We start from the raw sequence: 23845 nt of genomic DNA on the forward strand, positions 1-23845 counted from the left end.
ATGCACAGGCGATCAACACAACCTTGAATGGGATTGTCCCAGGATTATTCGGGGATAGACCAGTATCTCTACGTATTTGTCGCCTCTCGTTCGTTCCCTGCGTCTCGAGCAAGTCGCCCGCGCCGTTCCGGCTTGGGCCGACGCTTCCGCCGCGCCGTCGGGCACCCCATATTCGGCCGAGATGTGGTGCACGCACCTTCCGAGAGGAGAGACGATGTTCCTGTTCCGCAAGCGGGCCGAGATGCCGGCCCCGGCCGATGCCCTGCCGGGCCGCCCCAGCCCGATCCCCACCGCCGAGACCCACTTCGTCAACGGGAACCCGCTCAAGGGGCCCTATCCCGATGGCCTGCAGGCGATCGGCCTCGGCCTCGGCTGCTTCTGGGGCGCCGAGCGCAAGTTCTGGCAATTGCCCGAGGGCGTTTACGTGACGGCGGTCGGTTACGCCGCCGGTTACACGCCGAACCCGACCTACGAGGAGGTCTGCAGCGGGCTGACGGGCCACAACGAAGTGGTGCTCGTCGTGTTCGACCCCGCCGTCCTCCCCCTCGAAGCCCTGCTCAGGACCTTCTTCGAGAGCCACGACCCGACCCAGGGATATCGCCAGGGCAACGACGTCGGCACGCAGTATCGCTCGGGCATCTACGTCACGGACCCCGCGCAGGAGGAGACGGCGAAGCAGGTGCGGGCGGCCTATGCCGTGGCGTTGAGGGCGAAGGGCTACGGCGACGTGACCACGGAGATCCGGCCGCTGGAGCACTTCTACTTCGCCGAAGGCTACCACCAGCAATATCTCGCCAAGAACCCGGGCGGCTATTGCGGGCTCGGCGGCACCGGCGTCTCCTGCCCGATCGGCACGGGCGTGGCGGCCTGAAGCCGGGCTCAGCTCAAGCTTCGTCTTGCCGGTGTCGCCCGCCCATGCGACACCGCCCGCCACGGTGAAGCGGGAGACGATGGCAGATGCTGGAGCGGACGTTCGAGCGGGCTCTATTCGCGTGCCGGTGGCTCCTCGCCCCGTTCTACGCGGCTCTGGCGATCGGGCTGTTCGTGCTCCTCGTCAAGCTCCTGCAGGAGCTCGCGCATTTCATCCTGCACGCGCTCGACTCGAACGAGTCCCAGACGATCCTCGGCGTGCTGACGCTGGTGGACCTGTCCTTCACCGCCTCGCTGCTCATCATCGTGATGTTCTCGGGCTACGAGAACTTCGTCTCGAAATTCGACCATTCGGACCATAAGGACTGGCCCGAATGGATGGGCACGATCGACTTCACGGGGCTGAAGCTCAAGCTGATGTCCTCGATCGTGGCGATCTCGGCGATCCAGCTCCTGAAGGCCTTCATGGACATCAAGGCCAATTCCGACCGCGAGCTCGGCTGGCTCGTCGGCCTCCACATGGTGTTCGTGATCTCGGGTCTCCTGATGGCCCTGACCGACCGGGTCGCGGCGGGCCATCACGACAAGTAGGCGGCGCCTCAGCGCGCCTTCAGCACGCTGCGGCAGGCCGCCGGCAGGGCCGCGAGCGTCATCGGGGGCTTGGGCTTCGGCTTCACCTTCGGTGGCTTCGGGTGGAGCACCGCGTCGCTGAACCAGTAGGCGAGCTCCTCGCCGCAGCCGTCGCCGCCGGGCGGCGGAGCCTGGTCGTCGCACGCCTCCGCCCCCGCCGGGCAGGCGAGGCGGATATGGTAGTGGTAATTGTGCCCGTACATCGGGCGCACCTTGGTGAGCCAGCCGCGCTCGCCCCCCGCCTCCCGGCAGAGCGCCTTCTTGATCGCCGCGTTGACGAAGATGCGCGCCACCTCCGGCTGCTGGGCGGTGAGGCGGATCAGCCGCGTATGGGCGGGCGTCCAGACCTGCGGGTCGATGTCGAGGCGGTCGGAGCGGACCATGTCGGTCGCCGAGGTCTCCTCGCGCTCCGCCCGGCTCATCCGGTGCCCGGGCATGGGGGTCAGCCAGACGTCCGCGTCGAGGCCGAGCTGGTGCGAGGCGTGGCCCGTCAGCATCGGGCCGCCGCGGGGCTGGGACATGTCGCCGACGAGGAGGCCCGGCCAGCCGACCTTCGGCGCCTTGGCGGCGAGCCGCTCCATGAAGTCCACGAGGTGGGGGGTCCCCCACATGCGGTTGCGCGACAGGCGCATCACCTGCCACGTCGCCCCATCGACGGGCAGCGCCTCGCCGCCGGCGAAACAGCCCTTCGCGTAGGAGCCGTAGGCGTGCGCGGGCCCGGGCGCCGGTGTGGTCGCCCGGCCGAACAGCTCCTTGGCCGGGACCGTCGGCGCGTCGGGATCGGCGAGGGGCGGCAGCGGCCTCGGGTTCACGCTGCCCTTGTCCTGGGCCTGCGCGGCGGAGCCCGGCGCGAGGAGGTGAGCGAGCATCGCGAGGGCGATGGCGGAGCGGGACAAGCGCGGCTGTTTGAGCATGGGCGGCAAGCTATCCGGTCGGGCGCCCCCGCGTCGAGGGGCTGGGAAGCGCGCCGGAACGTCGCCGCGGCACGGGGCGTTTTTCGGGCGCCTTCAACCGAGAGGAATAGACCGTGAGCGATACAATCTCTGATGGGGGTTCGCGCAGTCTCATCGCCAGCGACCGGGTGATCGGCACGGACGTGCGGCGGCCGGACGGCGAGCGCGTCGGCCGAATCGAGCGCCTGATGCTCGACAAGGCCTCGGGGCGCGTCGCCTACGCGGTGATGAGCTTCGGCGGCTTCCTCGGTCTCGGCGGGGGCTATCACACCCTGCCCTGGAGCGTTCTTCGCTTCGTCCCGGACTTCGACGCCTACGTCGTCGATCTCTCCGAGGATCAGCTCCGCGACGCGCCCACCCGCACCCCCGAAGGGACCGACCCGGCCGAGGACCGGGATTGGGAGGAGCGCGTTCACCGCCACTACAACGCCGCTCCCTACTGGGGCGTCTGAGGCCGCCTACGTGACCGGGCCGCACCAGCCCGGCAGGTAGCCGGCCTCCGGCGATTTCGCGAGGGCCATCGCCTCCTCAAGGGCCGCCGAGAAGTCGGTCTCGATGCGCTTCGCCTTGACGCGACGGCGCAGGAAGTCCGCCCACAGGAACTCGCTGAAGGGCGTCGTGTCCTTGGCGAAGCCCCCGGCGCGGCGTAGCTCCCCAGCGAGGCTGCGATAGGGGTCGTCGGCGAGGTTCGACACCGCCTTCGGGATGTCCCGGAATCCGGCCCGCACGCCTTGCGCGTCGTAGGGATGCGCCCAGGCCCGATGATCGCAGACTGTCCAGAAGGCGTCCTTGTCGAGCTTGTGCAGGTCGGCCACCACGGTGACGAGCACGGTCTCGACGCCTTCGAGCTGCAGGGCGCGGCCGAGATTGTGGTGATCGATGACGTAGTGACGCTTCTTCGGCCCGAGCAGCGTCGGGATCATGTGGGCTCCCAGGAATGCGGCCCTCTCGCCCGCGTCGTGCTCGCGCCAGCGGCGGCGCTTCTCCTCGACCTCCCGGTAGCCGACCGTCATCTGCGTGGGGCGCAGCTCCGCGATCGGGACGGGCTTGAGGATCGGTTCGCGGATCGCCATGCGGGGCACTCCGTCTGGTTGCGGCTCTCAGAAACACCCGCCCGCGCCTCGACGGAAGTGGCCGCCGGTCACGCTTGCGTGTTCAGGCGAGCCCGCCCATCGCGCGCACGAGCCGCCACTCCGCCTCGGTCACCGGCTGGACCGAGAGGCGCGAGTTGTTGACGAGGACCATCTCCCGCAATCCCGGTTCCGCCTTGATGGCGTCGAGGGTGACGGGGCGTGGCATCGCCTCGACGGCGCGGACGTCGACCATGCCGAAGCGGCCGCTCTCGTCGGTGTGGTCCGGATAGTAGGGCCGGATCACCTCGACGATGCCGACCACCGCCTTGCCCTCGTTCGAGTGGTAGAAGAAGCCCTGCTGACCGACCTCCATCGCCATCATCTGCAGCTTGGCGAGGTGGTTGCGCACGCCGTTCCAGTAGGTGCCGGCCTCTCCCGCCGCGACCTGCTGGTCCCAGGACCAAGTCGCAGGTTCGGACTTGAAGAGCCAGTGCGCCATGGAGGTCCCCCGGGACAGAACGGCGCGTGCTTACAGGCTTTCGGCCAAGCCTGACAGGGGTGCCTGACGAGGATGCCTCACGCGCGCAGCGCGGCCGTCCAGTAGCGCAGGCTGTCGGGATTCACGGGCGAGCCGGCCGCGACGTTCCGCTCCGTCACGAAGGCGTGGAAGGCTTCCGCCTCGTGCGGCGAGAGCAGGTCGCGCAGGGCCGTCAGGATACGGGTGATGCGCAGGTGGTTGTGGTCGAAGGGGCGCAGCCACGCATCCGTCCCGGCGTAGAAGCGGCGCATCCGCGCCTGGGCCGCACGAAGCCCCTCCTGCGCCGCCGGGTCGGCGCGGATCGCTGCCGCCTCGGCCGGGGTGAGGACGGGAGCGCCGGGCACCGCGCGGCTCGCCTCCGGGAGGGGAAAGCACCACTGGATGAAGTCGTGGACGCCCTCGATGCGGGCATCGTCGAAGGCGAGCACGTCGGCAAGCCGCCGGCCCGCTCCGTCGCGCCCGGAGCCGGCGAGGAAGGCGTGGATGGGCCCCGCGCTCACTCGGATTCTCCCTTGAGCGGGCGGGCGAGGAGACGCGCGATCACCGCCTCGACGCTGGCCTCGCCCGAGACGATGGCGGCGACCGACTCGGCCACCGGCATCTCGACCTCGCGGGCGCGGGCGAGCGCCACCAGGGCCGCGGCCGTGAAGGCACCCTCGGCGAGCTTGCCGCCGGAGGCGGCCTGGGGGCTCGCGCCCTCGCCGAGGCGCTGGCCGAAGGCGAAGTTGCGCGATTGCGGCGAGGAGGCGGTGAGGACCAGATCGCCGAGTCCCGACAGGCCCATCAGCGTTTCCGGGCGGCCCCCATAGGCCCGGGCGAAGCGCATCAACTCGGCGAAGGCCCGGGCGATGAGGGCCGCGCGGGCGCTCTCGCCGAGGCCGCGGCCGGCCACGATGCCCGACGCGATGGCGAGCACGTTCTTGCCGGCGCCCCCCACCTCGACGCCGCGCACGTCGTCCGTGTGGTAGAGGCGCAAGGTGGGGCCCGAGAGCGTCCGGGCGAGGTCGGCCGCGAGCGTCCCGTCCGCGGCGGCGAGGGTGACGGCGGTCGGCAGGTTGCGGGCGACGTCGGCCGCGAAGCTCGGCCCGGACAGCACGGCGACGGGCGTGCCCGCGCCGAGCACCTCGCCCGCCACCCCGCTCATGAAGGCGTCGGTGCCGCGCTCGATGCCCTTGGCGCAGAGCACGACGGGCGCGCCGGCCGCGAAATGGGGGCCGAGCTGCCCGAGAACCCCCCGCATGGTCTGGGCGGGCGTGACCAAGAGAAGGGCGCCCGCGCCCGCGAGGGCCTCGGGCCGGTCGGTCGCCGCGATGCCGGCATGGAGGGGCACGCCCGGCAGGTAGCGGGCATTCTCGCGCGTCTCCTGCAGCCGCGCGGCGGCCTCGGCATCGCGCAGCCAGAGCGTAACGGGGTGGCCCGCCGCGGCCGCGGCATTGGCGAGCGCCGTGCCCCAGGCGCCGCCGCCGACGACCGCGATGGGGCGCGTGTCCGATCTCGTCATGCGGCGGCTCCGTTCGCGGCGCGAAACTCCGCCGCCGAGAGACGATACAGCACGTGCCGGCGCAAGGGGTTCCCCTCGGGCAGGGCCGGATGGTCGAAATCCTCGGCCACGCCCCGACGCATGCCGAGGCGTTCCATCACCCGCCGCGAGGCCGCGTTGCCGGCGGCCGTGAAGGCGAGGACATCCCCGATCCCGCAGCGGCCGAAGAGGTCGCCGAGCGCGAGGCGCGCGGCGCGGGTGGCGAGCCCGCGGCCCCAGCCCGCCCGGGCGAGGCGCCAGCCGATCTCGACGCAGGCGCCCGGCCGCTCGCCGCCGGCAAAGGGCAGCGACCGCACGAGGCGCATCGCGCCGACGAAGCCGAGAAAGGGCTCGCCCGGCAGTTCCAGCGCCCAGGGGCCGAAGCCGTCCGCCTCGAAGCGGCGGTCGAGGCTGCGCGCCTCCCACAGGCTCTCGGCGGGCGTCTTCGTCGAGGGGAAGTGGCGCATCACCTCCGGGTCGGCGTTCAGCGCGGCGAACGGGGCATCGTCGGCCCGGCGCCAGCGCCGCAGGGTCAGGCCGCTCTCCCGCAGCGCGTCGGGAACGGCCGGCGCCTTGGCCTTGCCGCGCCAGCCGAGGGAGCGCCGGTTGAGGAGGGCGAGGTCGGCGCGGCCGGCGAGCACCGCCTCGCCGAGATCCGCCGCCGCGGCGAGCCGTTCGGGCGGCATGTTCGCCCAGGCCGGGGGAGCGACGCTCTCGCGCCAGGGGCCGCCGCAGGCATTGTCGAGGAGGATGCGCGCGAAGCAATGATCCAGGCGCACCGGCCAGTCGGGACGCGCACGCGCCGCCTCCGGCAGGCGCCGGTCGACGAGATCGCGCCAGCGCGCCTGCGCGCCCGTCGCGGGACCGGCTTTGCGCGGGCGGTCCGGTGCCGTCACGCCGCCTTCGGCTCGGCGAAGGGCCAGCGGGCGCGGGCCGGCGCCGTGAGGTCGTCCACGAGGCCGAGGCGCAGCCGCTCGAGACCCGCCCAGGCGATCATGGCGCCGTTGTCGCCGCACAGGTTCAGCGGGGGGGCGACGAAGCTCAAGCCCGCTTCGCCGGCCTGCGCCGCGAGCGCCCGCCGGATCGCCCCGTTCGCCGAGACGCCGCCCGCCGCCACGAGGGCGGTCGGGTGGCCGGCGACGTCCGCGAAGGCGCGCAGGCCCACCCGCAGCCGGTCCACCACCACGTCGACGATCGCCGCCTGGAAGCTCGCGCAGAGATCGGCGACATCGCGCTCGGCCAGGGGCGCGATCCGCTCCGCCTCGATGCGCAGGGCGGTCTTGAGGCCGGACAGGGAGAAGTTCGCCTCGCGCCGTCCGAGCATCGGCCGCGGCAGGGCGAACCGCTCCGGGTCGCCACCCTCCGCCATGCGCTCGACCTCGGGCCCGCCGGGATAGCCGAGGCCGAGGAGCTTGGCGACCTTGTCGAAAGCCTCGCCGATGGCGTCGTCGATGGTGGTACCCAGGCGCACGTAGTCGCCGACACCCTTCACGGCGACGAGCTGGGTGTGGCCGCCGGAGGCCAGCAGCAGGAGATAGGGGAAGGCCAGCCCGTCGGTCAGACGCGCCGTCAGGGCGTGAGCCTCGAGATGGTTGACCGCCAGCAGCGGCTTGCGGGCGACGAGCGAGAGCGTCTTGGCGGTGACGAGCCCGACCAGCACGCCCCCGATCAGGCCGGGCCCCGCCGCGACCGCGATCCCGTCAATGTCGGAGAGGCGCATGCCGGCGGCGTCGAGGGCGCGGGCGATGAGACGGTCGAGCACCTCCACATGGGCGCGCGCCGCGATCTCGGGCACGACGCCGCCATAGGCCGCGTGCTCGGCGATCTGGCTCAGGACCTCGTTCGCGCGGATCAGGCCGCGCCCGTCCTCGCCGGGGGCGACGATGGCGGCCGCAGTCTCGTCGCAGGTGGTCTCGATGCCGAGGACGTTCATGCTGTCGCTGGTCCGGTGGGGGATCCGCACCCTACCCGGCCGGGCCGGGCAGGGGCAACGGACGAACGCGCGTCCGTCACTCCGCGGGCGCGATGGCGATCTTGATCGTGTCCCGCTTCGCGCCGCTGACCTCGATGAGGATCGGTGTCGTGCCGAACTGGTAGCGCACGCTCTTGCGGATCGTCGGGCAGTCGCGCTTCACCGTGAAGGCGGTCGGCGGACGCGTGGTCCGGCCGTCCTGGCTCACGTCGATCCAGGCATCCTCCGACAGGGTCACTTGGTAGAGCCCCGGTGTCGTGAGCGCGGGAAAGCGCAGGATGCCCCCGTAGGAGCCCGGAGCGGGCTCCTTGGAGGGCGGCACCGGGAAGGCCACCTCCGCGTCGGGCCGCAGCTTCAGGACGGCGCCGGGCATGTCGGGCGCGACGGTGGCGCCCGAGGCGAGTTCGCCGAGGCTCGGCGCGGAGAACCATGCGAGCTCGCGCATCAGCGACCAGTCGAAGGCCGTGCAGGCCGGCGGGATCGCGGCCGGGGCGGCATCCTGCGCCCGTGCGCCTCCGCAGGCGAAGGCGAGGAGGGCGAGGCCGAGCGCGGCTTTGCGCATCGCCTCAGTCCACCGCCACCATGACGTCGGACGCCTTCACGACGGCGTAGGCCTGTGCGCCGTTCGTCAGCTTGAGGGCGTCGACCGATTCATTGGTGATCGCGGCGGTGACGACCTGGCCGGGCGCGACCTCGATCTTGACGTGGGCGGTGGTGGCCCCTTTCTCGACGGAGACGACGGTGCCCTTGAGGACGTTGCGGGCGCTGATCTTCATCGGTGGACTCCGGGTCTCTCCAAGCCGGCGCGGGTCGCGTCGCCCGTCCTATACACGAGCTTCGCCGCCCTGAACCCCCGCTCGGGCGCGCGGTCTTGGGGCGGTCTTGGGTCAGGGCGCGGTCTTGGGTCAGGGCGCGGTCCCACCGTCTCCGCCCACCTCGTCGGGCTCGTCCTCCGGGATCGGTGCCGCCCCCCAGCCGAGGAGCGTCTCGTTGAGGTCGTCGAGGACGAAATGCCGGGCGCTGTCGCGATCGTAGCCCTCCTTGAGCAGGTCGTCGTAATCCGTGAAGACATGGCGGGCATAGGCGATCAGCGCGAGGCGCGCGGCCGTCGGGGGGGCGGCGTTCCGCAGGCCCGGGCTCGCCAGCGCCCGGTCGAGGACCGCCTCATGCTCGAAGCCGGGCAGGCGCGGCGCGAGGCGGGTCAGCGCCTCGTCGAGGACCTCGCGCCGGTTGCGGGGCGCGCCCGCGGGCCCGGCGGCCGTCACGCCCTGCTCCCGCTTCGTGCGGGCTCGCACGGCCCGTTCTGCTGCGCCATAATTCCTGTCAGCCCCCATGCTATCGCACCCGCGCGTCCGCCGCCGACGCTCGCACGTCGTGGCGGCCCGTTCCATCGCGAGGCAAGGATGCCCATGCGCCGTCTCCTGGCTGCCGCCCTCATCACCGTCGTCTCCCTCCCCGCTCTCGCCCAACCCTCGGACAAGGGCACGGCCGCGCGGAGCCGCAACGTCACCACCGCGGGCGTGACCAAACCTCCCGGCGCGGCCGGCGCCAGCGCGAGCCTCAGCCCCGCCATCCGCGGCGAGATGGCCAAGGCCGAGAAGGCCGCCGCCGCCCGCGATCGCGCCTGGGACACCAAGATGCGCACCACGATGGGCTCGATCTGCCGGGGCTGCTGAGCGCCGCTCGTCACGCATCGGGGCGAGGCGCGCATGATCCGTTTCGAGGCTGTGAGCAAGCGCTTTCCCGGCGCGCCCGGCCCGGCCGTCGACCACCTCGACCTCACCGTTCCCGAAGGCCGGACCTGCGTTCTGATCGGCCCCTCGGGCTGCGGCAAGTCCACGACGCTGCGCATGGTCAACCGGCTGATCGAGCCCGATTCCGGGCGGATCGCGGTGGGCGGCTCCGACATCCGGGCTGCGGATCCGATCGCGCTGCGCCGCCGCATCGGCTACGTGCTGCAGGGCGTCGGCCTGTTTCCCCATTACAGCGTCGGGCGCAATGTCGCGACCGTTCCGGAACTGCTCGGCTGGCCGGCCAAGCGGATCGCCGAGCGCGTCGACGCGATGCTCGATCTCGTCGGCCTCGATCCCGCCCTCTACCGTGACCGGCGGCCCGCCTCCCTCTCGGGCGGCCAGCGCCAGCGGGTCGGCGTCGCCCGCGCGCTTGCCGCCGACCCGCCCGTGCTCCTGATGGACGAGCCCTTCGGCGCCGTCGACCCGGTGGCCCGGGCCCGGCTGCAGGAGGAGATCGGGGCGATCCTGAAGCGGCTTGCCAAGACCGTCATCCTCGTGACCCACGACATCGACGAGGCGATGCGGATGGGCGAGCTCGTCGCTGTAATGAGGGACGGGCGCCTCCTGCAGGCCGATGCGCCAGCCGAACTCCTCGCCGCACCCGCCGATCCGTTCGTCGCGGCCTTCGTGGGGCGGGACAGGGCCTTGCGCCGCCTCGCGCTGCTGAGGGCGGGCGACGTGGCGCGGCCCGCGCCCGACGCCTCCGGTCCCGGGATCCCTCCGGAGATGTCGCTGCGCGACGCGCTCGCCCTGATGCTGGCGGAGGGCACGGACCGCGCCCGCGTGACAGGAGGCGCTGAGCCCGCAATCCTGACTCTCGAAGCCATCCGGGCGGCTGCCGCGGTGGCGGATCCCGCCGGGTGAGCGACGGCATCGCATTCCGGTGAGGCCGTTCGGGCGGCCAGGCGGCAGGACCCAACGAGAAAGGGCCGCCCCGGCGGGACGGCCCTCTCGAAAACGCAGGTCCTTGCGGACGATCAGCGGGAGTAGAACTCGATGACGAGGTTCGGCTCCATCTGCACCGGGTAAGGCACCTCGGAGAGGCCCGGCACGCGGGTGACGCGCGCGGTCATCTTCTGGTGGTCGACCTCGATGTAGTCCGGCACGTCGCGCTCGGCGAGCTGGCTCGCGACGACCACGATCTCGAGCTGGCGGGACGCCTCCTTCACCTCGATCACGTCGCCGGGCTTCACGAGGAAGCTCGGGATGTTCACGCGGCGGCCGTTGACCTTGACATGGCCGTGGTTGACGAACTGGCGCGCAGCGAACGGCGTCGCGACGAACTTCGCGCGGTACACGACCGCGTCGAGGCGGCGCTCCAGCAGGCCGACCAGGTTCTCGCCCGAGTCGCCGCGCAGGCGGATCGCCTCGGCGTAGTAGCGGCGGAACTGCTTCTCGGTGATGTTGCCGTAATAGCCCTTGAGCTTCTGCTTGGCGCGCAGCTGCGTGCCGAAGTCGCTCATCTTGCCCTTGCGGCGCTGGCCGTGCTGGCCCGGGCCGTATTCGCGGCGGTTCACAGGGCTCTTCGGGCGGCCCCAGATGTTCTGGCCCATGCGGCGATCGAGCTTGTGCTTCGCCTGAACGCGCTTCGACATCGCGTATCCTCTCGACAATCACTTACGAGGAACGCGCCCTCCTCTTCCACCCGGAGGCGGACGACAGGGCGGAGTTGAGGCCGCCCACGGGTGCGTGTGAAAAAGCCACGGGGCCCCTGATCGGAGCCCCGCGAACAGCGCGTCCATAGTTCAGACGGGCCGCGAGGTCAACGCTTGCAGGTGAACGCTTGCAGGTGAACGCTTGCAGGTCGACGCCTGCCTGTCCGCGGCGCCCGCGAGCCATCCGCCGCCACGCGCGTTGTGAGGTACGGCCCGCCGACCGGGCAGAACCCAGGACCGATCCGATGTCGCTTCGCCTCGCCTGTGCCGCCCTGATCGCCCTCACGGCGGCGCTTCCGGCCGGCGTCCCGCAGCCGGCCGCCGCGGGCCCGGCGCAATCCTACCTGTTCGGGGAGCAGCGCTTCCGGAACACCTGCCGGCCGCCGCTCAAATACGCCGCCGGCACCTGCGTCCGCCGCTGCCCCGCGGGCTATCAGGATATGGGGCGCACCTGCCGGTTCCGGAACATGCGCTGGTAGGCGCGCCCTACTGGAGGGTGAGCGGCATCGCCTCGACGTCGACCTCGTGCAGGCCGCGGCGGGCGAGCGAGGCGCGCAACGCCGCCCCGAGGCCCGCACCGCCCGTGAAGGCTCCGAGCACGGGGGCCTCGCCCCGCTCGCCGGGCCCGAGGAGCTGGGTCACGCGCCGCGCGATGGCCGGCGCCGGATCGATCCAGGTCACGGGCCAGGGGGCGAGCCGCTCGAACCGGGCGAGCAGCAGCGGGTAATGGGTGCAGGCGAGGCAGACGACATCGGTGCGCGCGCCCGTCTCGTCCGTGATGAAGCAGGGCGCGATCTCGGCATCGAGCGCCGCGTCGTCCACGGGCGCGCCGGCAAGCTCCGCTTCGGCGTAGTTCGCGAGGTTCGGCGATCCGACGAGGCTCACCCGGCAGGCACCCGCATAGGTTCGGATCAGGTCGTGCGTGTAGGCGCGCGCCACCGTGCCGGGGGTGGCGAGCAGGGTGACGAGGCGCGAGCGCGTCGTTTCCGCGGCGGGCTTGATCGGCGGCACCACGCCGACGAAGGGCGTCGCGAAGCGCTGGCGGAGCGCCGGCAGGACAAGGGTCGAGGCGGTGTTGCAGGCGATCACCACGAGATCCGGCCGGTGCCGGTCGAGGAGCCGCTCCATCACGGCGAGCACGCGGGCGACGAGGACGCCTTCCGCGAGGCGGCCATAGGGGAAGGCGGCGTCGTCCGCGGCGTAGACGTAGCGCGCGTCGGGGCGGGCGCGCCGCACCTGCTCCAGCACCGTCAATCCGCCGAGTCCGGAATCGAACACGAGGATCACGGGCTGCGGCGCCGGGTGGAGCGCTGCCGCGGAGAGGGTGGCCCCGGCCATGAGATCGATCCGCATCTGACACGCGCCCGGCACCATGCAATCGGGCCGAGTGTCGGTGGGGGAGGGTTAAGGCCACCTCACTGAGGCCTGAAAAAGGCCGGCCGGCGCGGCTGCCTGTTCGTAACTTTGCGGACCGCGGCCCACGGAAAATGTCCGCGGTCGCACGCTGCGGCCAGGCTGCGACGAACCGGCCGAGGTTGCCGAGCGTTGCCGAACAGCCAACGACACATATCTGCTCGGACCGGACGCGTTTCCGAGGACGGAATTCTCCTTCGTCCGCGAGTGAGGGAATATCGGCATGGCAGCGACCTCGGCAGCCACCCTGGCAAAGAGCACCGCGGCAGAGCGCGAGCGGACCGCTGAGGCCCCCGCCTTTCCGCCGCCACCGGTGACGGCGCGCCCCGTCGACCGGGACGCCTGGATCGCGGCGTACCGCCATGTCCGCGGCGAGACGGAGCGGCGCGCCGCGCCCCTCTCGCCGGAGGACCAGCAGATCCAGTCCATGGCCGACGCGAGCCCGACCAAGTGGCACCGCGCCCACACGACCTGGTTCTTCGAGCAGTTCCTTCTGCGCGATCACAGCCCCGGCTACCGCATCTTCGACGAGCGGCTGCACTACCTGTTCAATTCCTACTACGTGGCCGCGGGCCCCCGTCAGCCGCGCATCAGCCGCGGACTGATCACGCGCCCCACCGCGGAGGAGACCGCCGCCTACCGAGCTTATGTGGACGCGGCCGTCGAGGCGCTCGTCGCCGGAGCCTCGGCGCAGGTCCTGGATTCGGTCCTGCCGATCCTCGAGATCGGGCTCTACCACGAGCAGCAGCACCAAGAGCTTCTGCTCACCGACATCCTGCACGCCTTCGCGCAGAACCCGCTCGCGCCGGCCTACGATCCGGCCTGGCGCTTTCCCCGGCCCCGGGCCGCGGAGGGCGGCGTCGCGCTGCCGGGCGGCGTGACCCGGATCGGTCACGAGGGCGCGGGCTTCTCCTTCGACAACGAGTCGCCCCGCCACGACGTGCTGATCCTGCCCTGCACGGTCGACCGGGCCCTCGTCACGAACGCCGAGTGGCTCGCCTTCATGGCGGATGGCGGCTACGCCCGGCCCGAATTCTGGCTCTCGGACGGCTGGATCGCGGCCCAGACGGACGGCTGGGAGGCACCGGGCTACTGGCGGCGCGAGGGCGCGGCCTGGCTCACCATGACGCTCGCCGGGATGAAGCCGGTCGATCCCGATCTGCCGGTCACCCATATCAGCTACTACGAGGCCGACGCCTACGCCCGCTGGGCGGGGCGCGACCTGCCGACCGAGGCGGAGTGGGAGGTGGCCGCCCGCGAGGGCGCCCTCGCCGATGCCTTCGGCCTCGTCTGGCAATGGACCCGCAGCGCCTACAGCGCCTATCCCGGCTACCGGCCGCTGCCGGGAGCGCTCGGCGAGTACAACGGCAAGTTCATGTCGAACCAGTTCGTGCTGCGCGGTTCCTCCGTCGCGACGCCCGCCGGCCACGCGCGCCTGCCCTACCGCAACTTCTTCTACCCCCATCAGCGCTGGCAATTCACCGGCCTGCGCCTCGCGCAGAGCGCCGCCTGACGCCCGCCTCGCGCCTCGGAGAGAGCCCGTGACCATCAAGCCCGTCTTCGCGGACGCGACCCCGATCGGCCCCTTGCCGGACGACCAGACCTTCCTAGACGACGTCGTCTCGGGGTTCTCGGCGTTCCGGAAATCCCTGCCCGCCAAGTATTTCTACGACGCGGCGGGCTCCGACCTGTTCGAGGCGATCACCCGGTTGCCGGAATATTACCCGACCCGCACCGAGCTCGGCATCCTCGACGCGGCGGGGCCTGAGATCGCCGCCTTGCTCCCCCGCGCGGCGACCCTGGTGGAGTTCGGCAGCGGCTCGACCGTCAAGGTGCGGCGCCTGCTGCGGCATCTGCCGGATCTCGGGGCCTACGTGCCCGTCGACGTCTCGGAGAGCTTCCTGCGCAGCGAGGCGGACGTCCTGCGGGCCGATCATCCGTCGTTGAGGATCGAGCCTGTGGCGGCCGACTTCACGAGGCCCTTCGCCCTGCCGGACGGCCTTAGCGGCGGGGATGTCGCCGGCTTCTTCCCAGGCTCGACCATCGGCAATTTCGAGCCCGCCGAGGCACGCCGCCTCCTCGCCCAGTTCGGGGAGATCCTCGGCTCCGGTGCGCGCCTGATCGTCGGCGTCGATCTCGTGAAGGACAGGGCGGTCCTGGAGGCGGCCTACGACGACGCGGCCGGGGTGACGGCCGCCTTCAACCTCAACCTGCTGACCCGCATCAACCGCGAGCTCGGCGGCGATTTCGCGGCGGGCGGTTTCGTGCACCGCGCGCTGTTCAACGAGGCGGAATCGCGCATCGAGATGCATCTCGTCAGCACGCGGGCGCAGACGGTGCGCGTCGGCGGCCTGCCGTTCCGCTTCGCGGACGGCGAGACGATCCACACCGAGAACAGCTACAAGTACACGGTCCCGGGCTTCCGCGCCCTCGCGGCCTCGGCAGGCTGGGCCCCCGGCGCCGTCTGGACCGACCCGCAGGCACTGTTCTCGGTCCACGCGCTGGAGCGGGTCTGATCGCGCTGACCGGGGCGCCGGCCCCGGTTCTTCCCCACCCGTGTTTCCGCTGCCCTTGTCTCGCCGGGAAGTTACGGCCAACTGGTCGCACCTCGACCCTGCGCCGCCCTCAGGCAGACGAACCGGTTGTACCTTCTCACCGACATCGCCCTCTCCAATTGGTACCTCATCCGGCGCGAGCAGATCCGGATCCGGGGCGCCTCGGCGCTCGTCGGTCCGACGGGGGCGGGCAAGTCGACGATCTTCGACGCGGTCGGCACCGTGCTGGCGGGCAACAACGCGAGCCGGCTCGCCCTCAATGCCTCCGCCTCCGGGCGCAGCGCCCGCACCGTGCGCGATTACTGCCTCGGCTGGATCAGCGACCCGGCCGAGGGCGGGCGCCCGACCCGCGAGGCCTGCGAGACGGTGCTCTGCCTCGTCTTCGAGAACGAGGTGACGGGCCGCATCGTCTCTGTCGGCCTCGCGCTCGCGGCCCGCGCCGAGGAGCAGAAGGAGGAGGTGCTCTCCCGCTTCGTCTGCGTCGGCCACCGCTTCGAGATCGAGGATTACGCGCGCACGACGCCCGAGGGCAGCTTCACCGCGCCCTGGAGCGAGATCGCGGCCGATCTCCGGGCACGGGCCGAGCGGTTCGAGGAGTTCCGCACCTCCGGGGAGCGCTTCACCGCCGAGCTGCTCGCGAGCCTGCGGGAGGGCGCGCCGGTGCCCGATCCGCGCCATTTCCTGCGCACCTTCTCGAACGCCGTCGCCTTCAAGCCGATCTTCGATTCGAGCGGCTTCGTCCGCTCCTTCGTGCTCGATCCCGAGCCCCTCGATGTCGGCCGAATCCGCCAATCCGTCGAGAACTGGCGCCGGCTCCTCGACACGATCCGCGAGCTGGAGACGAAGCTCCAGCGCCTTGCCCGGCTCGTCGCCCGCTACGAATCCTGGGGCGACGCGGTGCTCGCCGCCGCAACCCACGAAGCGCGCGCGAGCGTCGCCGACCTGCGGCGGCGCAGCCTCGATTGCGTCGCGATCCGCTCGCGACTGCGCGAGGGCGCCGAGGCGCTGCGCATCGCGCGGGAGAGCGTGCGCTCCAGCCAGGGCTTCGTGCGCGAGATCGACGGGGAGATCGCCGAGCGAAAGGCGATGATCGCGGGCAGCGGCGCCCAGGGTCATCTGGCCGCCGCCAATGCCGGGCTCGCCATGCTGGAGCGGGACCGGCGCGAACTCGCCGCCCGCGTCGCCGACCTCGTCGGGCTCGTCCAGCAGATGGGCCGGCTCATGCCGGTCGCGGGCGCGCTAAGGCCGGTCGCGCCCCAGGCCGCGCGCCTCGCCGAAGCCTGCGCCCGCTCCGGCCTGCGCAAGGACGCGCCCCTCGACGAGATGCTGCGTGCCGACGGCACGCTCGCCGGCCTCCTCGACGGGCTGGCGCGGCTCGACCCCTTCGACGAGGCCCTCGACCGGGCGGCGGAGGATGCAGGCCTCCAGGCGCGCGCCCAGGAGGCGGAGGCCGAGCGCACGGCGCCTCCCCCTGCGAGCGGCGCCCAGGTGGCGCGGCTCTCCTCCGACACGGTGGCGTTCCGCGCCGAACTCGCCCGTCTCGGCATCGACGCGGTGCCGGTCTGCGAACTGGCCGAGATCGTCGATCCGGTCTGGGGACCGGCCCTCGAGGCGCTGCTCGGTCGTGCGCGCGAGGCTCTGATCGTCGCGCCCGAGCGCCTGGACGACGCGCTCGGCGTGCTCCAGGGCAAGCGAAACCTCTACCACCGCTGCATTCTCGTGAAGACGACGGACACGGCCCGGCAGCGGGCCCGCCGCTTCGACGAGGGTGCGCTCTCGGTGATCGAGACGAGCGATCCGCACGCGGAGGCGTTCCTCGCGGTTCGGCTCGGCGGCTACGACCTCGCGGCGAACGACGCCGAACTCCGCCACATGAGCCGGGCGGTGGCCCCGAGCGGACGCACCACCGCCGGCATGGCCTACTCGGTGACGCGCTCCGTCGACCTCCTGATGACCCGCGGCGAGCGGGGGCCGTCTCCGGAGAGCCGGCGCCGCCACGAGGCCGCGGTCACGGAGGCGCGGCGCCTGCGCCAGGAGGCCGTGGTGCTGCGGGAGGCCGCGCGCAATGCGGCCGCGATCCGGGCGCGGATCACCCGCGGGGGCCTCGACGTCGACGCCCTGCGCGAGGAGGCGGACGGGCTGGAGGGCCGCCGCCGCACGCTCTCCACCGAGCGTGAGACGATCGAGAAGCGCGACACGGACGGGCTCGCCGCCGAGATCAAGGATCTCACCGCCGAGCGCATCGCCTATCTGCGGGAACTCGCCGAGGTGCTGGAGCCGAAGCTCGACGCGCTCCTGAGCGAGGAGGCGCAGCTCAAGGCGCGCCTCGCTTCCGCCCGGGAGGCGGCCCGCGCGGCCCTCGCGGCGCGCCGCGGCGCGATGCACCGCCTGCGCGTCGGGGACGCGCAGCGCATCCGGCTCGCCCGCTCGCAACCCCTCGACCCCGCCGAGGTGGCCGAGGTGCGGGGCGAGCTGCGCGGGCTGGACCCGAAGGCCGTGACGACGCTGGCCAATGCCGAGCGAGCGCTGGCCAAGGAGGCTTCGGAATCCGCGCGCTCGCACGGCCGGGCGGCGGAGCGCGACCTCGCCGAGTATTGCGCGCAGTGGCGCATCGAGAATCCGCTCGGCCGCAGCGATCTCGCCGGGCGCGGCGAGGCCCCGGCGACCTTCGGCTACGATTGGGCGCGCCGCGAGCACGACGACGTGGCCGGCCACGAATTGCGCCGCTACCGCGCCCAGGCCGAGCGGGCCGAGGGCGAGATGCGGCGCCTGATGACCGAGGACCTGCTGACGCGGCTCGCCGACAAGTTCGAGCGGGTCCGCTCGCGCCTCGACGCCCTCAACGAGCGTCTCTCCTCGCAGACCTTCACGGGCCAGACCTACGCCTTCGAGGCCACCGTCGACCGCCGCTACGCCGCCGTGCACGCATTGGCCACCGAGGTGGCGCGCTCGCCGGACGCCGCCCAGGCGCTCCTCCCGGCCTCGGGCGAGGGGCCGATGGCGGCAGCCCTCCAGGAGATCTCGGATCTGATCGCGGGCTCGGAGGATGCGGCGCGGCTCGCCGATTACCGCAATTACTTCGTCTACGAGATCGGCATGCGCGACCGGGCGGGCAACCGCACCACCATGTCGAGCCGGGCGCTGCGAGGCTCGGGCGGCGAGGCGCAGGCGCCCTTCTACGTCGCCATCGCCGCCTCGCTCGCCAGCGCCTACTATCCCGGCGACCGGCCGGGCGACGAGAATCCGGGCCTCGGCCTCTGCCTCCTCGACGAGGCTTTCTCGAAGCTCGACGTGCGCAACTCGCAGGGCCTCGTCGACCTCTACCGCGCCTGGGGACTGCAACTCTTGATTGCGGCACCCGAGGACAAGCGCACGACGCTGACCGAGGTGATGGACACCATCGTCACGGTCTACAAGAGCCCGGATCTGCGTTCGGTGCGGATCGAGTCGGAGCACCCGCTGGAGGCGGCCAAGCGCGCGCTCGCCGCGATCAACCCGGAGCGCCGCGGCATCGAGGGGTTCCACGACGGTTCCGAAGGGCGCGACGCAGCGGAATGAGGCCGGGTGCATGGGCCGCGGATCGGGGCGTTTCCGTCTGTCCGGATGCCGCCGAAGGGGCCCGCTCGAAGGGAAAAGGGGGGCACCGCCGGCTCAAGCGATCGGGGGAAAGTTCGACCGGCGGTGCCAGCCGGAGGAGAGGGGGGTTGGCTCATCCGGCCACCTTCGTGCCTAAGGCCCACCCGCGGAGGTGGCATTCACATACGTGAAGGGTCTCCCGAGTTTTCACGGGAGAGGCCGGATCAGTGCAGGAGCGGTCGCGGACCGAGCACCGTCGCGAAGGGGAGATGGAGGATCAGCCGCTGCTCGCCGTCCATCACCGCGAAGGCGCTGCGGGCCCAGGTTCCGGCCCAGATCCCGGGGAGGTCGGTCTCGGCGATCAGGCGCCGCGCGAGGCGGGCGGCGTGGGCGGCCACGTGGTCGGGATCGGAGATCTCCACGCCCTCGTCGTCGCGGGAGAACGTCCGGCCGGTCCGGAGATGGAAGAAGTAGCGCGCCATGACGATCTTCCTTCCGATCACCGCCAGGTCTTGTCGTTGCTAACGAAGCAATGTCAGACCAACATTCACCTGCGATAATCGGTGTCCGTCAACGGCCGGCGGACACTCCCTCTCTCCGCTCAAGCTTCAACCATGTGAATGCGGTCGTCCGGGATCGGCCGGACAGTCCGCGCGTCGGATCCGTTTCCTCGTCCGACAGGCTCCGCCGGCAACAACCTGCCCACACCCGGCCGGCGGAGCCGCTTCGGCCGGATGCCGGAGCGGGCGCTCCCGTTCAGTTCAGGTAGGTGCGGATCCAGTTCGGGGAGAGGATCTCGCCTTCCTCGGTGATGATCCAGGGCTGCTTGGCCGGGTCGGTGAGAGCGCCGGCGGCGGCGGCGATCGCCTCGCGCAGGGTGTCGAACCGCTCGGGCTGGGCCAGGGGGGAGCTCGCCGGCACGGTGCGCCAGATGGTCAGATCGGCGGGTCGTTCCAGAGCCTCGGTTTCCATCGTACCTGTTCCTTTTGAACTCTCTCGTCCGCTTGGAAGAGCCTGGCCCGCCGAGACGACGGACCAGCCGGAGCGGCTGCATTCGTGCTCGCGAATGGGAGCAACCGTTGGGCGACTTTGCGGTCTTTCCAGCCGTATTTCCTGGACTGGAGGCCGAGGCCGCAGTTCTCACGCCGGCGGCATCATGATTTTGACATGATCCGTACCGGCGCCGCCCGAGGATGCTCTTCACTCACCTCATGAAGATTGTGAGCGCGAGGGGTGACCATTTCGTTAGCTCGGCCGCTGCGCTGCAACGGTGCGCTGCCACACGCCGGCCGAACCTGCCTCAGCCTGTTGAACCTTTCATGCTGAACGGCCAGTTAAGAACGGGCCGCGCGGTTGCGCCCCGCCGTCTCGGAATGCTCTAAGCGGGCACCCGCCATCGCGCGGGTGTTGCATCGTGACCACAATCGGGCCTGCTGCGGGAGTCTTGCCGTGCCGGATCGCTTCGCGCGCATCGCGTTGGCCGCGGTGATCGTCCTGCTCGCGCTCTTCGTCGCGCAGCCCTACCTGACCGCCTTCCTGTTCTCCGCCGAGACGCCGCGGGCGGTGACGGCGCGAGGCGACCTCGCGCCGGCCGAGGCGACCACCGTCGCCCTGTTCGAGCGGGCGAGCCCCTCCGTCGTCCACGTCTTCGCACAGGCCGCGGCGCAGGGCCGCGCCCTGATGAGCCTCGACGATCCGGACGAGCAGGAGCAGGGCCAGGGCGGAACGCAGACGGGCACCGGCTTCGTCTGGGACGCGGCGGGCCACGTCGTCACGAACAACCACGTGGTGCAGGCGGCGACACAGGCCGGGGGCTCGGTCTCGGTGCGCCTGTCCTCGGGCGAGGTGGTGCCGGCCCGGATCGTCGGCACCGCCCCCTCCTACGACCTCGCCGTGCTCCAACTCGGCCGCGTCGCCAAGACCCCACCGCCGCTCGCCGTCGGCACCTCGGCGGACCTCAAGGTCGGGCAGGCGGCCTACGCGATCGGCAACCCGTTCGGCCTCGACCACACCCTGACCACCGGGGTGATCAGCGCCCTCCAGCGCCGGCTGCCGACGGGGGAGGGGCGGGAGCTCTCAGGCGTCATCCAGACGGATGCGGCGATCAATCCCGGCAATTCCGGCGGCCCGCTCCTCGATTCCGCGGGCCGGCTGATCGGCGTCAACACCGCGATCTTCTCGCCCTCGGGCGCCAGCGCCGGCATCGGCTTCGCGGTGCCGGTCGACGTGGTGAACCGCGTGGTGCCCGACCTCATCCGCAACGGGCGCGTGCGCAATCCCGGCATCGGCATCATCGCCGGCCAGGAGGCGACGGCCTCCCGGCTCGGCATCGACGGCGTCGTCGTGCTGCGGGTGCTGCGCGGGTCGCCGGCCGCGAGCGCCGGGCTGCGCGGCGTCGACCTGCAGACGGGCGAGATCGGCGACGTCATCGTCGGCGTCGGCGAAAAGCCGGTTCACCGTCTCGCGGACCTGACCGCCGCGATCGAGGCGGCCGGCCTCGGGCAGACCGTCGACCTCACCGTCGAGCGGGGCGGCCGCACCCGGACGGTCCGCGTGACGACGACGGACGTGGCGGAGAACCGGTTGTGAGGCGGATCATCCTCGGCCTCGCACTCGCGGCCGGCCTGAGCGCCGGCCACGCCGCCGCCGGCGATCGGTCGGCGCGCCCGCGCCTCTGCCCGGAGGACGCACCCGAGGGCGTGCGCCTGCCCAGCCGGCCGGGCTGCGGGCGCGAGCCGCTCCGGGCACCGGCCCGCGGCGACGGATTCGTCGATCTCGGCAACGGGGTTCAGGTCCGGATCAATGGGCGCGCGAGCGCCGATTTCGGCGTGCGGCGCTAGACCATGGCGCTCGCCCTCGGTGTCCTCGCCTGCCTCGCCCTGTGGTGGTTCTCCCGCCGCGGCGGCCGGTTCGACTCGGCCCGCTTCTGGCCGCTGCTGCGCCGCTTCGGGGGATGGGGCGCGCTGGCGCTGGCCTTCCTGCTCGGCCTGCGCGGCCGGGCCGATCTCGCCCTCGTCTCCGGCCTCGTGGGGGTCTGGCTGCTCGAGGGCGGGCGCGCTGCGGGGCAGCGCTTCGGCGAGACGTGGCGCCGCATCGGCGGCCGCCTGCGCCGCGCGCCGCTGATCGCCTTCACGCGCCTGCCCGACGGCAGCCCCGGCGACGGCCGCGTCCTGGCGGGGCCGCTCGCGGGCCGGACCCTCAGCGCGCTGCCGCCCCCCGCTTTGCTCGAGCTTCTCGGCGCGTGCCGGGCACAGGATTCGCGCGCCGCCGCAGACCTAGAGGCGTATCTCGACCGCCGGCTTCCCGGCTGGCGTATAGACGCTGAGGGAGATCGCGACGCGCGGACGGGCCGTGCGCCGAAGCCAGGGGCGATGCCGGAGGAGGAGGCCTACGAGATCCTGGGGCTTGAGCGCGGGGCGTCCCCAGAACAGGTCCGCGCGGCCCACCGGGCGCTGATGAAGCGGATCCATCCGGACCAGGGCGGATCCGCCGGACTGGCGGCCCGCGTCAACGCGGCCCGGGACAGGCTTTTGAACCGACATCGCTGAAACTCCACGCGCGTTGCCAGACATGAGCGGGCGAGGCCCGCCGGGACGAGCCGGCGGGACCGGCGCGAACGGCGCCGTCCTCGAGGTCCTGAATGCCGCGCCCGGGTGGGCGCGGGGCGCGACCCTCAGCTCCGGGTCGCGAAACAGTTGAAGCCGCTGCGCTTCAGCGCCTTGCAGGCGTCCTGCGCCGAATCCTGCTCGGAGAAGCCCGAGAAGCGGGCCCGGTAGAGGGTCGCGCCGCCGTGCTCGACCTTCACGGTGTAGGGGGCGGCCTTCGCGAGGGCTCCGCCGCCGCGGGAGCGGGCGTCCGCCAGCATCGACTTGGCCTTGTCCTCGTCGTCCATGGCGCCGAGCTGGATGACCCAGGCCGTCGGCACGACCCGCGGGCCGGACAGCGGCTTCGGGGCCTCGGCGCGGGCGGGTCCGTCGACCGAGGCGAGGCGGGCCTCGGACTTGGACGAGCCGGGGAAGGGCGACGGGTTCGCCGCCGCCGCGTAGGCCTGCGCGGCCTTCGGCAGGGCGGGGGCCGTCCGCGCGCCGAGGCCGGCGCTGCCCGGCGTCGTCGTGGCGCGGCTCGGCAGGATGTCGAGGGGCTGGTTGCGATCCGTCGAGGCGGTGGTGTCGACCTCGTCGTCGTCGGCCGAGGCGACCTGCGTGCGGGTCCGGGAGACCGCATCGGCCACCACGGCGGGCCGCGTCCGCTCCGCGGCCTCGACGACCGCCCCTGTCTGGCGCGCGCCGGCATAGGCGCGGGGCAGGCTCGCACGCACGAGATCCGCCATGATGCGGTCGCGGCTCGCGCCCGACTTGCCGCCGAGCACGATCGCGACGATCTGGCGATCGTCGTACCGCGCGGCCGTCATCAGGTTGAAACCGGAATCGCGGGTGTAGCCCGTCTTGATGCCGTCGACGCCCTGCACGGCGCCGAGCAGGCGGTTGTGGTTGCCGATGACCCGGCCGCGGAAGGCGAAGGAGCGGGTCTGGAAATAGCGGTAATAGCGCGGGAAGCGGTCCTGGATCGCCCGGGCGAGGATCGTCAGGTCGCGCGCGGTGGTGATCTGGTCGGCATCCGGCAGGCCCGAGGCGTTGACGTAGCGGGTCCGGCTCATGCCGAGCGCGCGGGCCTTCTCGGTCATCATCTGGGCGAAACGCTCCTCGGAGCCGGCGATGTTCTCGCCGATCGCGCAGGCCACGTCGTTGGCCGACTTCGTCACGATCGCCTTGATCGCGTCCTCGACCTCGATGGTGGAGCCCGGCCGCAGCCCGAGCTTCGAGGGCGATTGCGCCGCGGCGCGGGCCGAGATCGTCAGCTCCGAATCGAGGGCGAAGCGACCCTTCTCCATCTGCTCGAAGAGCATGTAGAGGGTCATCACCTTGGTGATCGAGGCCGGATGGCGCAGCGAATCCTCGTTGACGGCATGCAGGGTCTTGCCCGTCTTCACGTCGACCACCATGGCCGCGTAGGGCGGGTTGTAGCCGCCGCCGGCGCGGGCATGGTGATGCCGCCGGCGCGCCTCGGCGGGCGAGGCGAGGGCGGTGAGGAGAGCCGCGGCCGCGAGGGCGGCTGGCAGAGCGCGGGACGTCCGAGACCGGCTCACAACGCTACGCATCACGACTGACTGCCCCCGCCGGTCCGGCCCCGCCGGACGCACCGCACCATCTCGGCGAGCCCGTGCCGCGGCACCGTGGCCTCGCTGCTTCAGTCGAAAACCGTAAGTCGGCGCGGTTACGGGCCGGTTAATGGGATCGG

27 protein-coding genes are annotated in these 23845 nt (G+C 72.1%); 12 read left to right on the top strand and 15 right to left on the bottom strand.

Features of this window, described 5'->3' with window-relative positions:
• The first annotated feature begins 214 nt into the window (after window positions 1-214).
• Together msrA and J2X36_RS17325 are read left to right on the top strand one after the other, a co-directional pair.
• On the top strand, window positions 215-871 hold the full coding sequence (gene msrA / locus J2X36_RS17320) for a peptide-methionine (S)-S-oxide reductase MsrA (protein WP_310351970.1): 657 nt from the start codon (window positions 215-217) through the stop codon (window positions 869-871).
• 86 nt (window positions 872-957) lie between these two features.
• Window positions 958-1461 (top strand): TIGR00645 family protein, encoded by a 504-nt coding sequence (locus J2X36_RS17325; protein WP_132255888.1) that lies wholly within the window; start codon window positions 958-960, stop codon window positions 1459-1461.
• Window positions 1462-1469: 8 nt separating this feature from the next.
• Here the strand turns inward: J2X36_RS17325 and mepA are convergent, their stop codons facing one another.
• Window positions 1470-2414, bottom strand: coding sequence for a penicillin-insensitive murein endopeptidase (gene mepA / locus J2X36_RS17330; protein WP_310351973.1), 945 nt, complete (start codon window positions 2412-2414; stop codon window positions 1470-1472).
• 113 nt (window positions 2415-2527) lie between these two features.
• On the opposite strand from mepA, the gene J2X36_RS17335 reads away from it, so the two are divergent.
• Entirely contained in the window at window positions 2528-2905 is a 378-nt protein-coding gene (locus J2X36_RS17335; protein ID WP_132254611.1) for a PRC-barrel domain-containing protein, read from the top strand.
• A gap of 6 nt (window positions 2906-2911) precedes the next feature.
• Here the strand turns inward: J2X36_RS17335 and J2X36_RS17340 are convergent, their stop codons facing one another.
• The 9 genes from J2X36_RS17340 to J2X36_RS17380 form a co-directional block, all read right to left on the bottom strand.
• On the bottom strand, window positions 2912-3526 hold the full coding sequence (locus tag J2X36_RS17340) for a ParB-like protein (protein WP_310351977.1): 615 nt from the start codon (window positions 3524-3526) through the stop codon (window positions 2912-2914).
• An 82-nt stretch (window positions 3527-3608) separates the two neighbouring features.
• Window positions 3609-4025: an EVE domain-containing protein gene (locus tag J2X36_RS17345; protein ID WP_132254609.1), complete on the bottom strand. Its 417-nt coding sequence runs from the start codon at window positions 4023-4025 to the stop codon at window positions 3609-3611.
• 77 nt (window positions 4026-4102) lie between these two features.
• Window positions 4103-4564, bottom strand: coding sequence for a hypothetical protein (locus tag J2X36_RS17350; RefSeq protein WP_310351981.1), 462 nt, complete (start codon window positions 4562-4564; stop codon window positions 4103-4105).
• The gene (locus J2X36_RS17355; protein ID WP_310351984.1) at window positions 4561-5565 is read right to left on the bottom strand and encodes an NAD(P)H-dependent glycerol-3-phosphate dehydrogenase; all 1005 of its coding nucleotides are present in this window, start codon (window positions 5563-5565) and stop codon (window positions 4561-4563) included. The genes J2X36_RS17350 and J2X36_RS17355 overlap by 4 nt, the downstream gene beginning before the upstream one ends.
• Entirely contained in the window at window positions 5562-6479 is a 918-nt protein-coding gene (locus J2X36_RS17360; protein ID WP_310351986.1) for a GNAT family N-acetyltransferase, read from the bottom strand. The genes J2X36_RS17355 and J2X36_RS17360 overlap by 4 nt, the downstream gene beginning before the upstream one ends.
• A complete protein-coding gene (gene tsaD, locus J2X36_RS17365) occupies window positions 6476-7516 on the bottom strand; it encodes a tRNA (adenosine(37)-N6)-threonylcarbamoyltransferase complex transferase subunit TsaD (protein WP_310351988.1) in 1041 nt (346 codons plus the stop codon). The genes J2X36_RS17360 and tsaD overlap by 4 nt, the downstream gene beginning before the upstream one ends.
• A 76-nt stretch (window positions 7517-7592) precedes the next feature.
• A complete protein-coding gene (locus J2X36_RS17370) occupies window positions 7593-8117 on the bottom strand; it encodes a hypothetical protein (RefSeq protein WP_310351991.1) in 525 nt (174 codons plus the stop codon).
• Window positions 8118-8121: 4 nt separating this feature from the next.
• Window positions 8122-8331 (bottom strand): molybdopterin-binding protein, encoded by a 210-nt coding sequence (locus tag J2X36_RS17375; protein WP_132254603.1) that lies wholly within the window; start codon window positions 8329-8331, stop codon window positions 8122-8124.
• 129 nt (window positions 8332-8460) lie between these two features.
• Window positions 8461-8820: a DUF2293 domain-containing protein gene (locus J2X36_RS17380; RefSeq protein ID WP_310352116.1), complete on the bottom strand. Its 360-nt coding sequence runs from the start codon at window positions 8818-8820 to the stop codon at window positions 8461-8463.
• Between the two features lie 138 nt (window positions 8821-8958).
• Here J2X36_RS17380 and J2X36_RS17385 point away from each other — a divergent pair, with 138 nt between their 5' ends.
• Together J2X36_RS17385 and J2X36_RS17390 are read left to right on the top strand one after the other, a co-directional pair.
• Entirely contained in the window at window positions 8959-9231 is a 273-nt protein-coding gene (locus J2X36_RS17385; protein ID WP_132254601.1) for a hypothetical protein, read from the top strand.
• 33 nt (window positions 9232-9264) lie between these two features.
• The gene (locus tag J2X36_RS17390; RefSeq protein WP_310351998.1) at window positions 9265-10212 is read left to right on the top strand and encodes an ABC transporter ATP-binding protein; all 948 of its coding nucleotides are present in this window, start codon (window positions 9265-9267) and stop codon (window positions 10210-10212) included.
• Between the two features lie 113 nt (window positions 10213-10325).
• Here the strand turns inward: J2X36_RS17390 and rpsD are convergent, their stop codons facing one another.
• A complete protein-coding gene (gene rpsD / locus J2X36_RS17395; RefSeq protein WP_132254599.1) occupies window positions 10326-10943 on the bottom strand; it encodes a 30S ribosomal protein S4 in 618 nt (205 codons plus the stop codon).
• 305 nt (window positions 10944-11248) lie between these two features.
• Between rpsD and J2X36_RS17400 the strand changes: the two genes are divergently transcribed.
• Window positions 11249-11482 (top strand): hypothetical protein, encoded by a 234-nt coding sequence (locus tag J2X36_RS17400; protein WP_165937874.1) that lies wholly within the window; start codon window positions 11249-11251, stop codon window positions 11480-11482.
• Between the two features lie 7 nt (window positions 11483-11489).
• On the opposite strand, the gene murI is transcribed toward J2X36_RS17400, so the two are convergent.
• A complete protein-coding gene (gene murI, locus J2X36_RS17405; RefSeq protein WP_310352002.1) occupies window positions 11490-12356 on the bottom strand; it encodes a glutamate racemase in 867 nt (288 codons plus the stop codon).
• A 283-nt stretch (window positions 12357-12639) separates the two neighbouring features.
• Here murI and egtB point away from each other — a divergent pair, with 283 nt between their 5' ends.
• The 3 genes from egtB to J2X36_RS17420 all read left to right on the top strand — a co-directional run bounded on the left by egtB (window position 12640) and on the right by J2X36_RS17420 (window position 18529).
• Complete coding sequence (gene egtB / locus J2X36_RS17410) at window positions 12640-13929, top strand: ergothioneine biosynthesis protein EgtB (RefSeq protein WP_310352005.1); 1290 nt, start codon at window positions 12640-12642, stop codon at window positions 13927-13929.
• A gap of 28 nt (window positions 13930-13957) precedes the next feature.
• Window positions 13958-14932: an L-histidine N(alpha)-methyltransferase gene (gene egtD / locus J2X36_RS17415; RefSeq protein WP_310352008.1), complete on the top strand. Its 975-nt coding sequence runs from the start codon at window positions 13958-13960 to the stop codon at window positions 14930-14932.
• A 126-nt stretch (window positions 14933-15058) separates the two neighbouring features.
• Window positions 15059-18529: an SbcC/MukB-like Walker B domain-containing protein gene (locus J2X36_RS17420; protein WP_310352009.1), complete on the top strand. Its 3471-nt coding sequence runs from the start codon at window positions 15059-15061 to the stop codon at window positions 18527-18529.
• Window positions 18530-18771: 242 nt separating this feature from the next.
• On the opposite strand, the gene J2X36_RS17425 is transcribed toward J2X36_RS17420, so the two are convergent.
• Together J2X36_RS17425 and J2X36_RS17430 are read right to left on the bottom strand one after the other, a co-directional pair.
• Window positions 18772-19029, bottom strand: a complete 258-nt coding sequence (locus tag J2X36_RS17425; protein WP_132254594.1) for a DUF6894 family protein — start codon at window positions 19027-19029, stop codon at window positions 18772-18774.
• A gap of 274 nt (window positions 19030-19303) precedes the next feature.
• A complete protein-coding gene (locus J2X36_RS17430) occupies window positions 19304-19519 on the bottom strand; it encodes a hypothetical protein (RefSeq protein WP_132254593.1) in 216 nt (71 codons plus the stop codon).
• 477 nt (window positions 19520-19996) lie between these two features.
• On the opposite strand from J2X36_RS17430, the gene J2X36_RS17435 reads away from it, so the two are divergent.
• The 3 genes from J2X36_RS17435 to J2X36_RS17445 are packed head-to-tail and all read left to right on the top strand — an operon-like array spanning window position 19997 to window position 22095.
• A complete protein-coding gene (locus J2X36_RS17435) occupies window positions 19997-21136 on the top strand; it encodes a trypsin-like peptidase domain-containing protein (RefSeq protein WP_310352015.1) in 1140 nt (379 codons plus the stop codon).
• Complete coding sequence (locus tag J2X36_RS17440; RefSeq protein ID WP_310352017.1) at window positions 21133-21387, top strand: hypothetical protein; 255 nt, start codon at window positions 21133-21135, stop codon at window positions 21385-21387. The genes J2X36_RS17435 and J2X36_RS17440 overlap by 4 nt, the downstream gene beginning before the upstream one ends.
• 3 nt (window positions 21388-21390) lie before the next feature.
• Entirely contained in the window at window positions 21391-22095 is a 705-nt protein-coding gene (locus tag J2X36_RS17445; protein ID WP_132254590.1) for a DnaJ domain-containing protein, read from the top strand.
• A 125-nt stretch (window positions 22096-22220) separates the two neighbouring features.
• Here the strand turns inward: J2X36_RS17445 and J2X36_RS17450 are convergent, their stop codons facing one another.
• Window positions 22221-23705, bottom strand: a complete 1485-nt coding sequence (locus J2X36_RS17450) for an SPOR domain-containing protein (RefSeq protein ID WP_132254613.1) — start codon at window positions 23703-23705, stop codon at window positions 22221-22223.
• Window positions 23706-23845 lie beyond the last annotated feature (140 nt).

Source organism: Methylobacterium sp. BE186 (assembly GCF_031457035.1).
Lineage (GTDB): Bacteria > Pseudomonadota > Alphaproteobacteria > Rhizobiales > Beijerinckiaceae > Methylobacterium > Methylobacterium segetis.

Coding starts and splice junctions, on each gene's coding strand:
- msrA (WP_310351970.1), top strand. CDS start 215: ATGTTCCTGTTCCGCAAGCGGGCCGAGATGCCGGCCCCGGCCGATGCC.
- J2X36_RS17325 (WP_132255888.1), top strand. CDS start 958: ATGCTGGAGCGGACGTTCGAGCGGGCTCTATTCGCGTGCCGGTGGCTC.
- mepA (WP_310351973.1), bottom strand. CDS start 2,414: ATGCTCAAACAGCCGCGCTTGTCCCGCTCCGCCATCGCCCTCGCGATG.
- J2X36_RS17340 (WP_310351977.1), bottom strand. CDS start 3,526: ATGGCGATCCGCGAACCGATCCTCAAGCCCGTCCCGATCGCGGAGCTG.
- J2X36_RS17345 (WP_132254609.1), bottom strand. CDS start 4,025: ATGGCGCACTGGCTCTTCAAGTCCGAACCTGCGACTTGGTCCTGGGAC.
- J2X36_RS17355 (WP_310351984.1), bottom strand. CDS start 5,565: ATGACGAGATCGGACACGCGCCCCATCGCGGTCGTCGGCGGCGGCGCC.
- tsaD (WP_310351988.1), bottom strand. CDS start 7,516: ATGAACGTCCTCGGCATCGAGACCACCTGCGACGAGACTGCGGCCGCC.
- J2X36_RS17370 (WP_310351991.1), bottom strand. CDS start 8,117: ATGCGCAAAGCCGCGCTCGGCCTCGCCCTCCTCGCCTTCGCCTGCGGA.
- J2X36_RS17375 (WP_132254603.1), bottom strand. CDS start 8,331: ATGAAGATCAGCGCCCGCAACGTCCTCAAGGGCACCGTCGTCTCCGTC.
- J2X36_RS17385 (WP_132254601.1), top strand. CDS start 8,959: ATGCCCATGCGCCGTCTCCTGGCTGCCGCCCTCATCACCGTCGTCTCC.
- J2X36_RS17390 (WP_310351998.1), top strand. CDS start 9,265: ATGATCCGTTTCGAGGCTGTGAGCAAGCGCTTTCCCGGCGCGCCCGGC.
- rpsD (WP_132254599.1), bottom strand. CDS start 10,943: ATGTCGAAGCGCGTTCAGGCGAAGCACAAGCTCGATCGCCGCATGGGC.
- J2X36_RS17400 (WP_165937874.1), top strand. CDS start 11,249: ATGTCGCTTCGCCTCGCCTGTGCCGCCCTGATCGCCCTCACGGCGGCG.
- murI (WP_310352002.1), bottom strand. CDS start 12,356: ATGCGGATCGATCTCATGGCCGGGGCCACCCTCTCCGCGGCAGCGCTC.
- egtB (WP_310352005.1), top strand. CDS start 12,640: ATGGCAGCGACCTCGGCAGCCACCCTGGCAAAGAGCACCGCGGCAGAG.
- J2X36_RS17425 (WP_132254594.1), bottom strand. CDS start 19,029: ATGGCGCGCTACTTCTTCCATCTCCGGACCGGCCGGACGTTCTCCCGC.
- J2X36_RS17430 (WP_132254593.1), bottom strand. CDS start 19,519: ATGGAAACCGAGGCTCTGGAACGACCCGCCGATCTGACCATCTGGCGC.
- J2X36_RS17445 (WP_132254590.1), top strand. CDS start 21,391: ATGGCGCTCGCCCTCGGTGTCCTCGCCTGCCTCGCCCTGTGGTGGTTC.
- J2X36_RS17450 (WP_132254613.1), bottom strand. CDS start 23,705: ATGCGTAGCGTTGTGAGCCGGTCTCGGACGTCCCGCGCTCTGCCAGCC.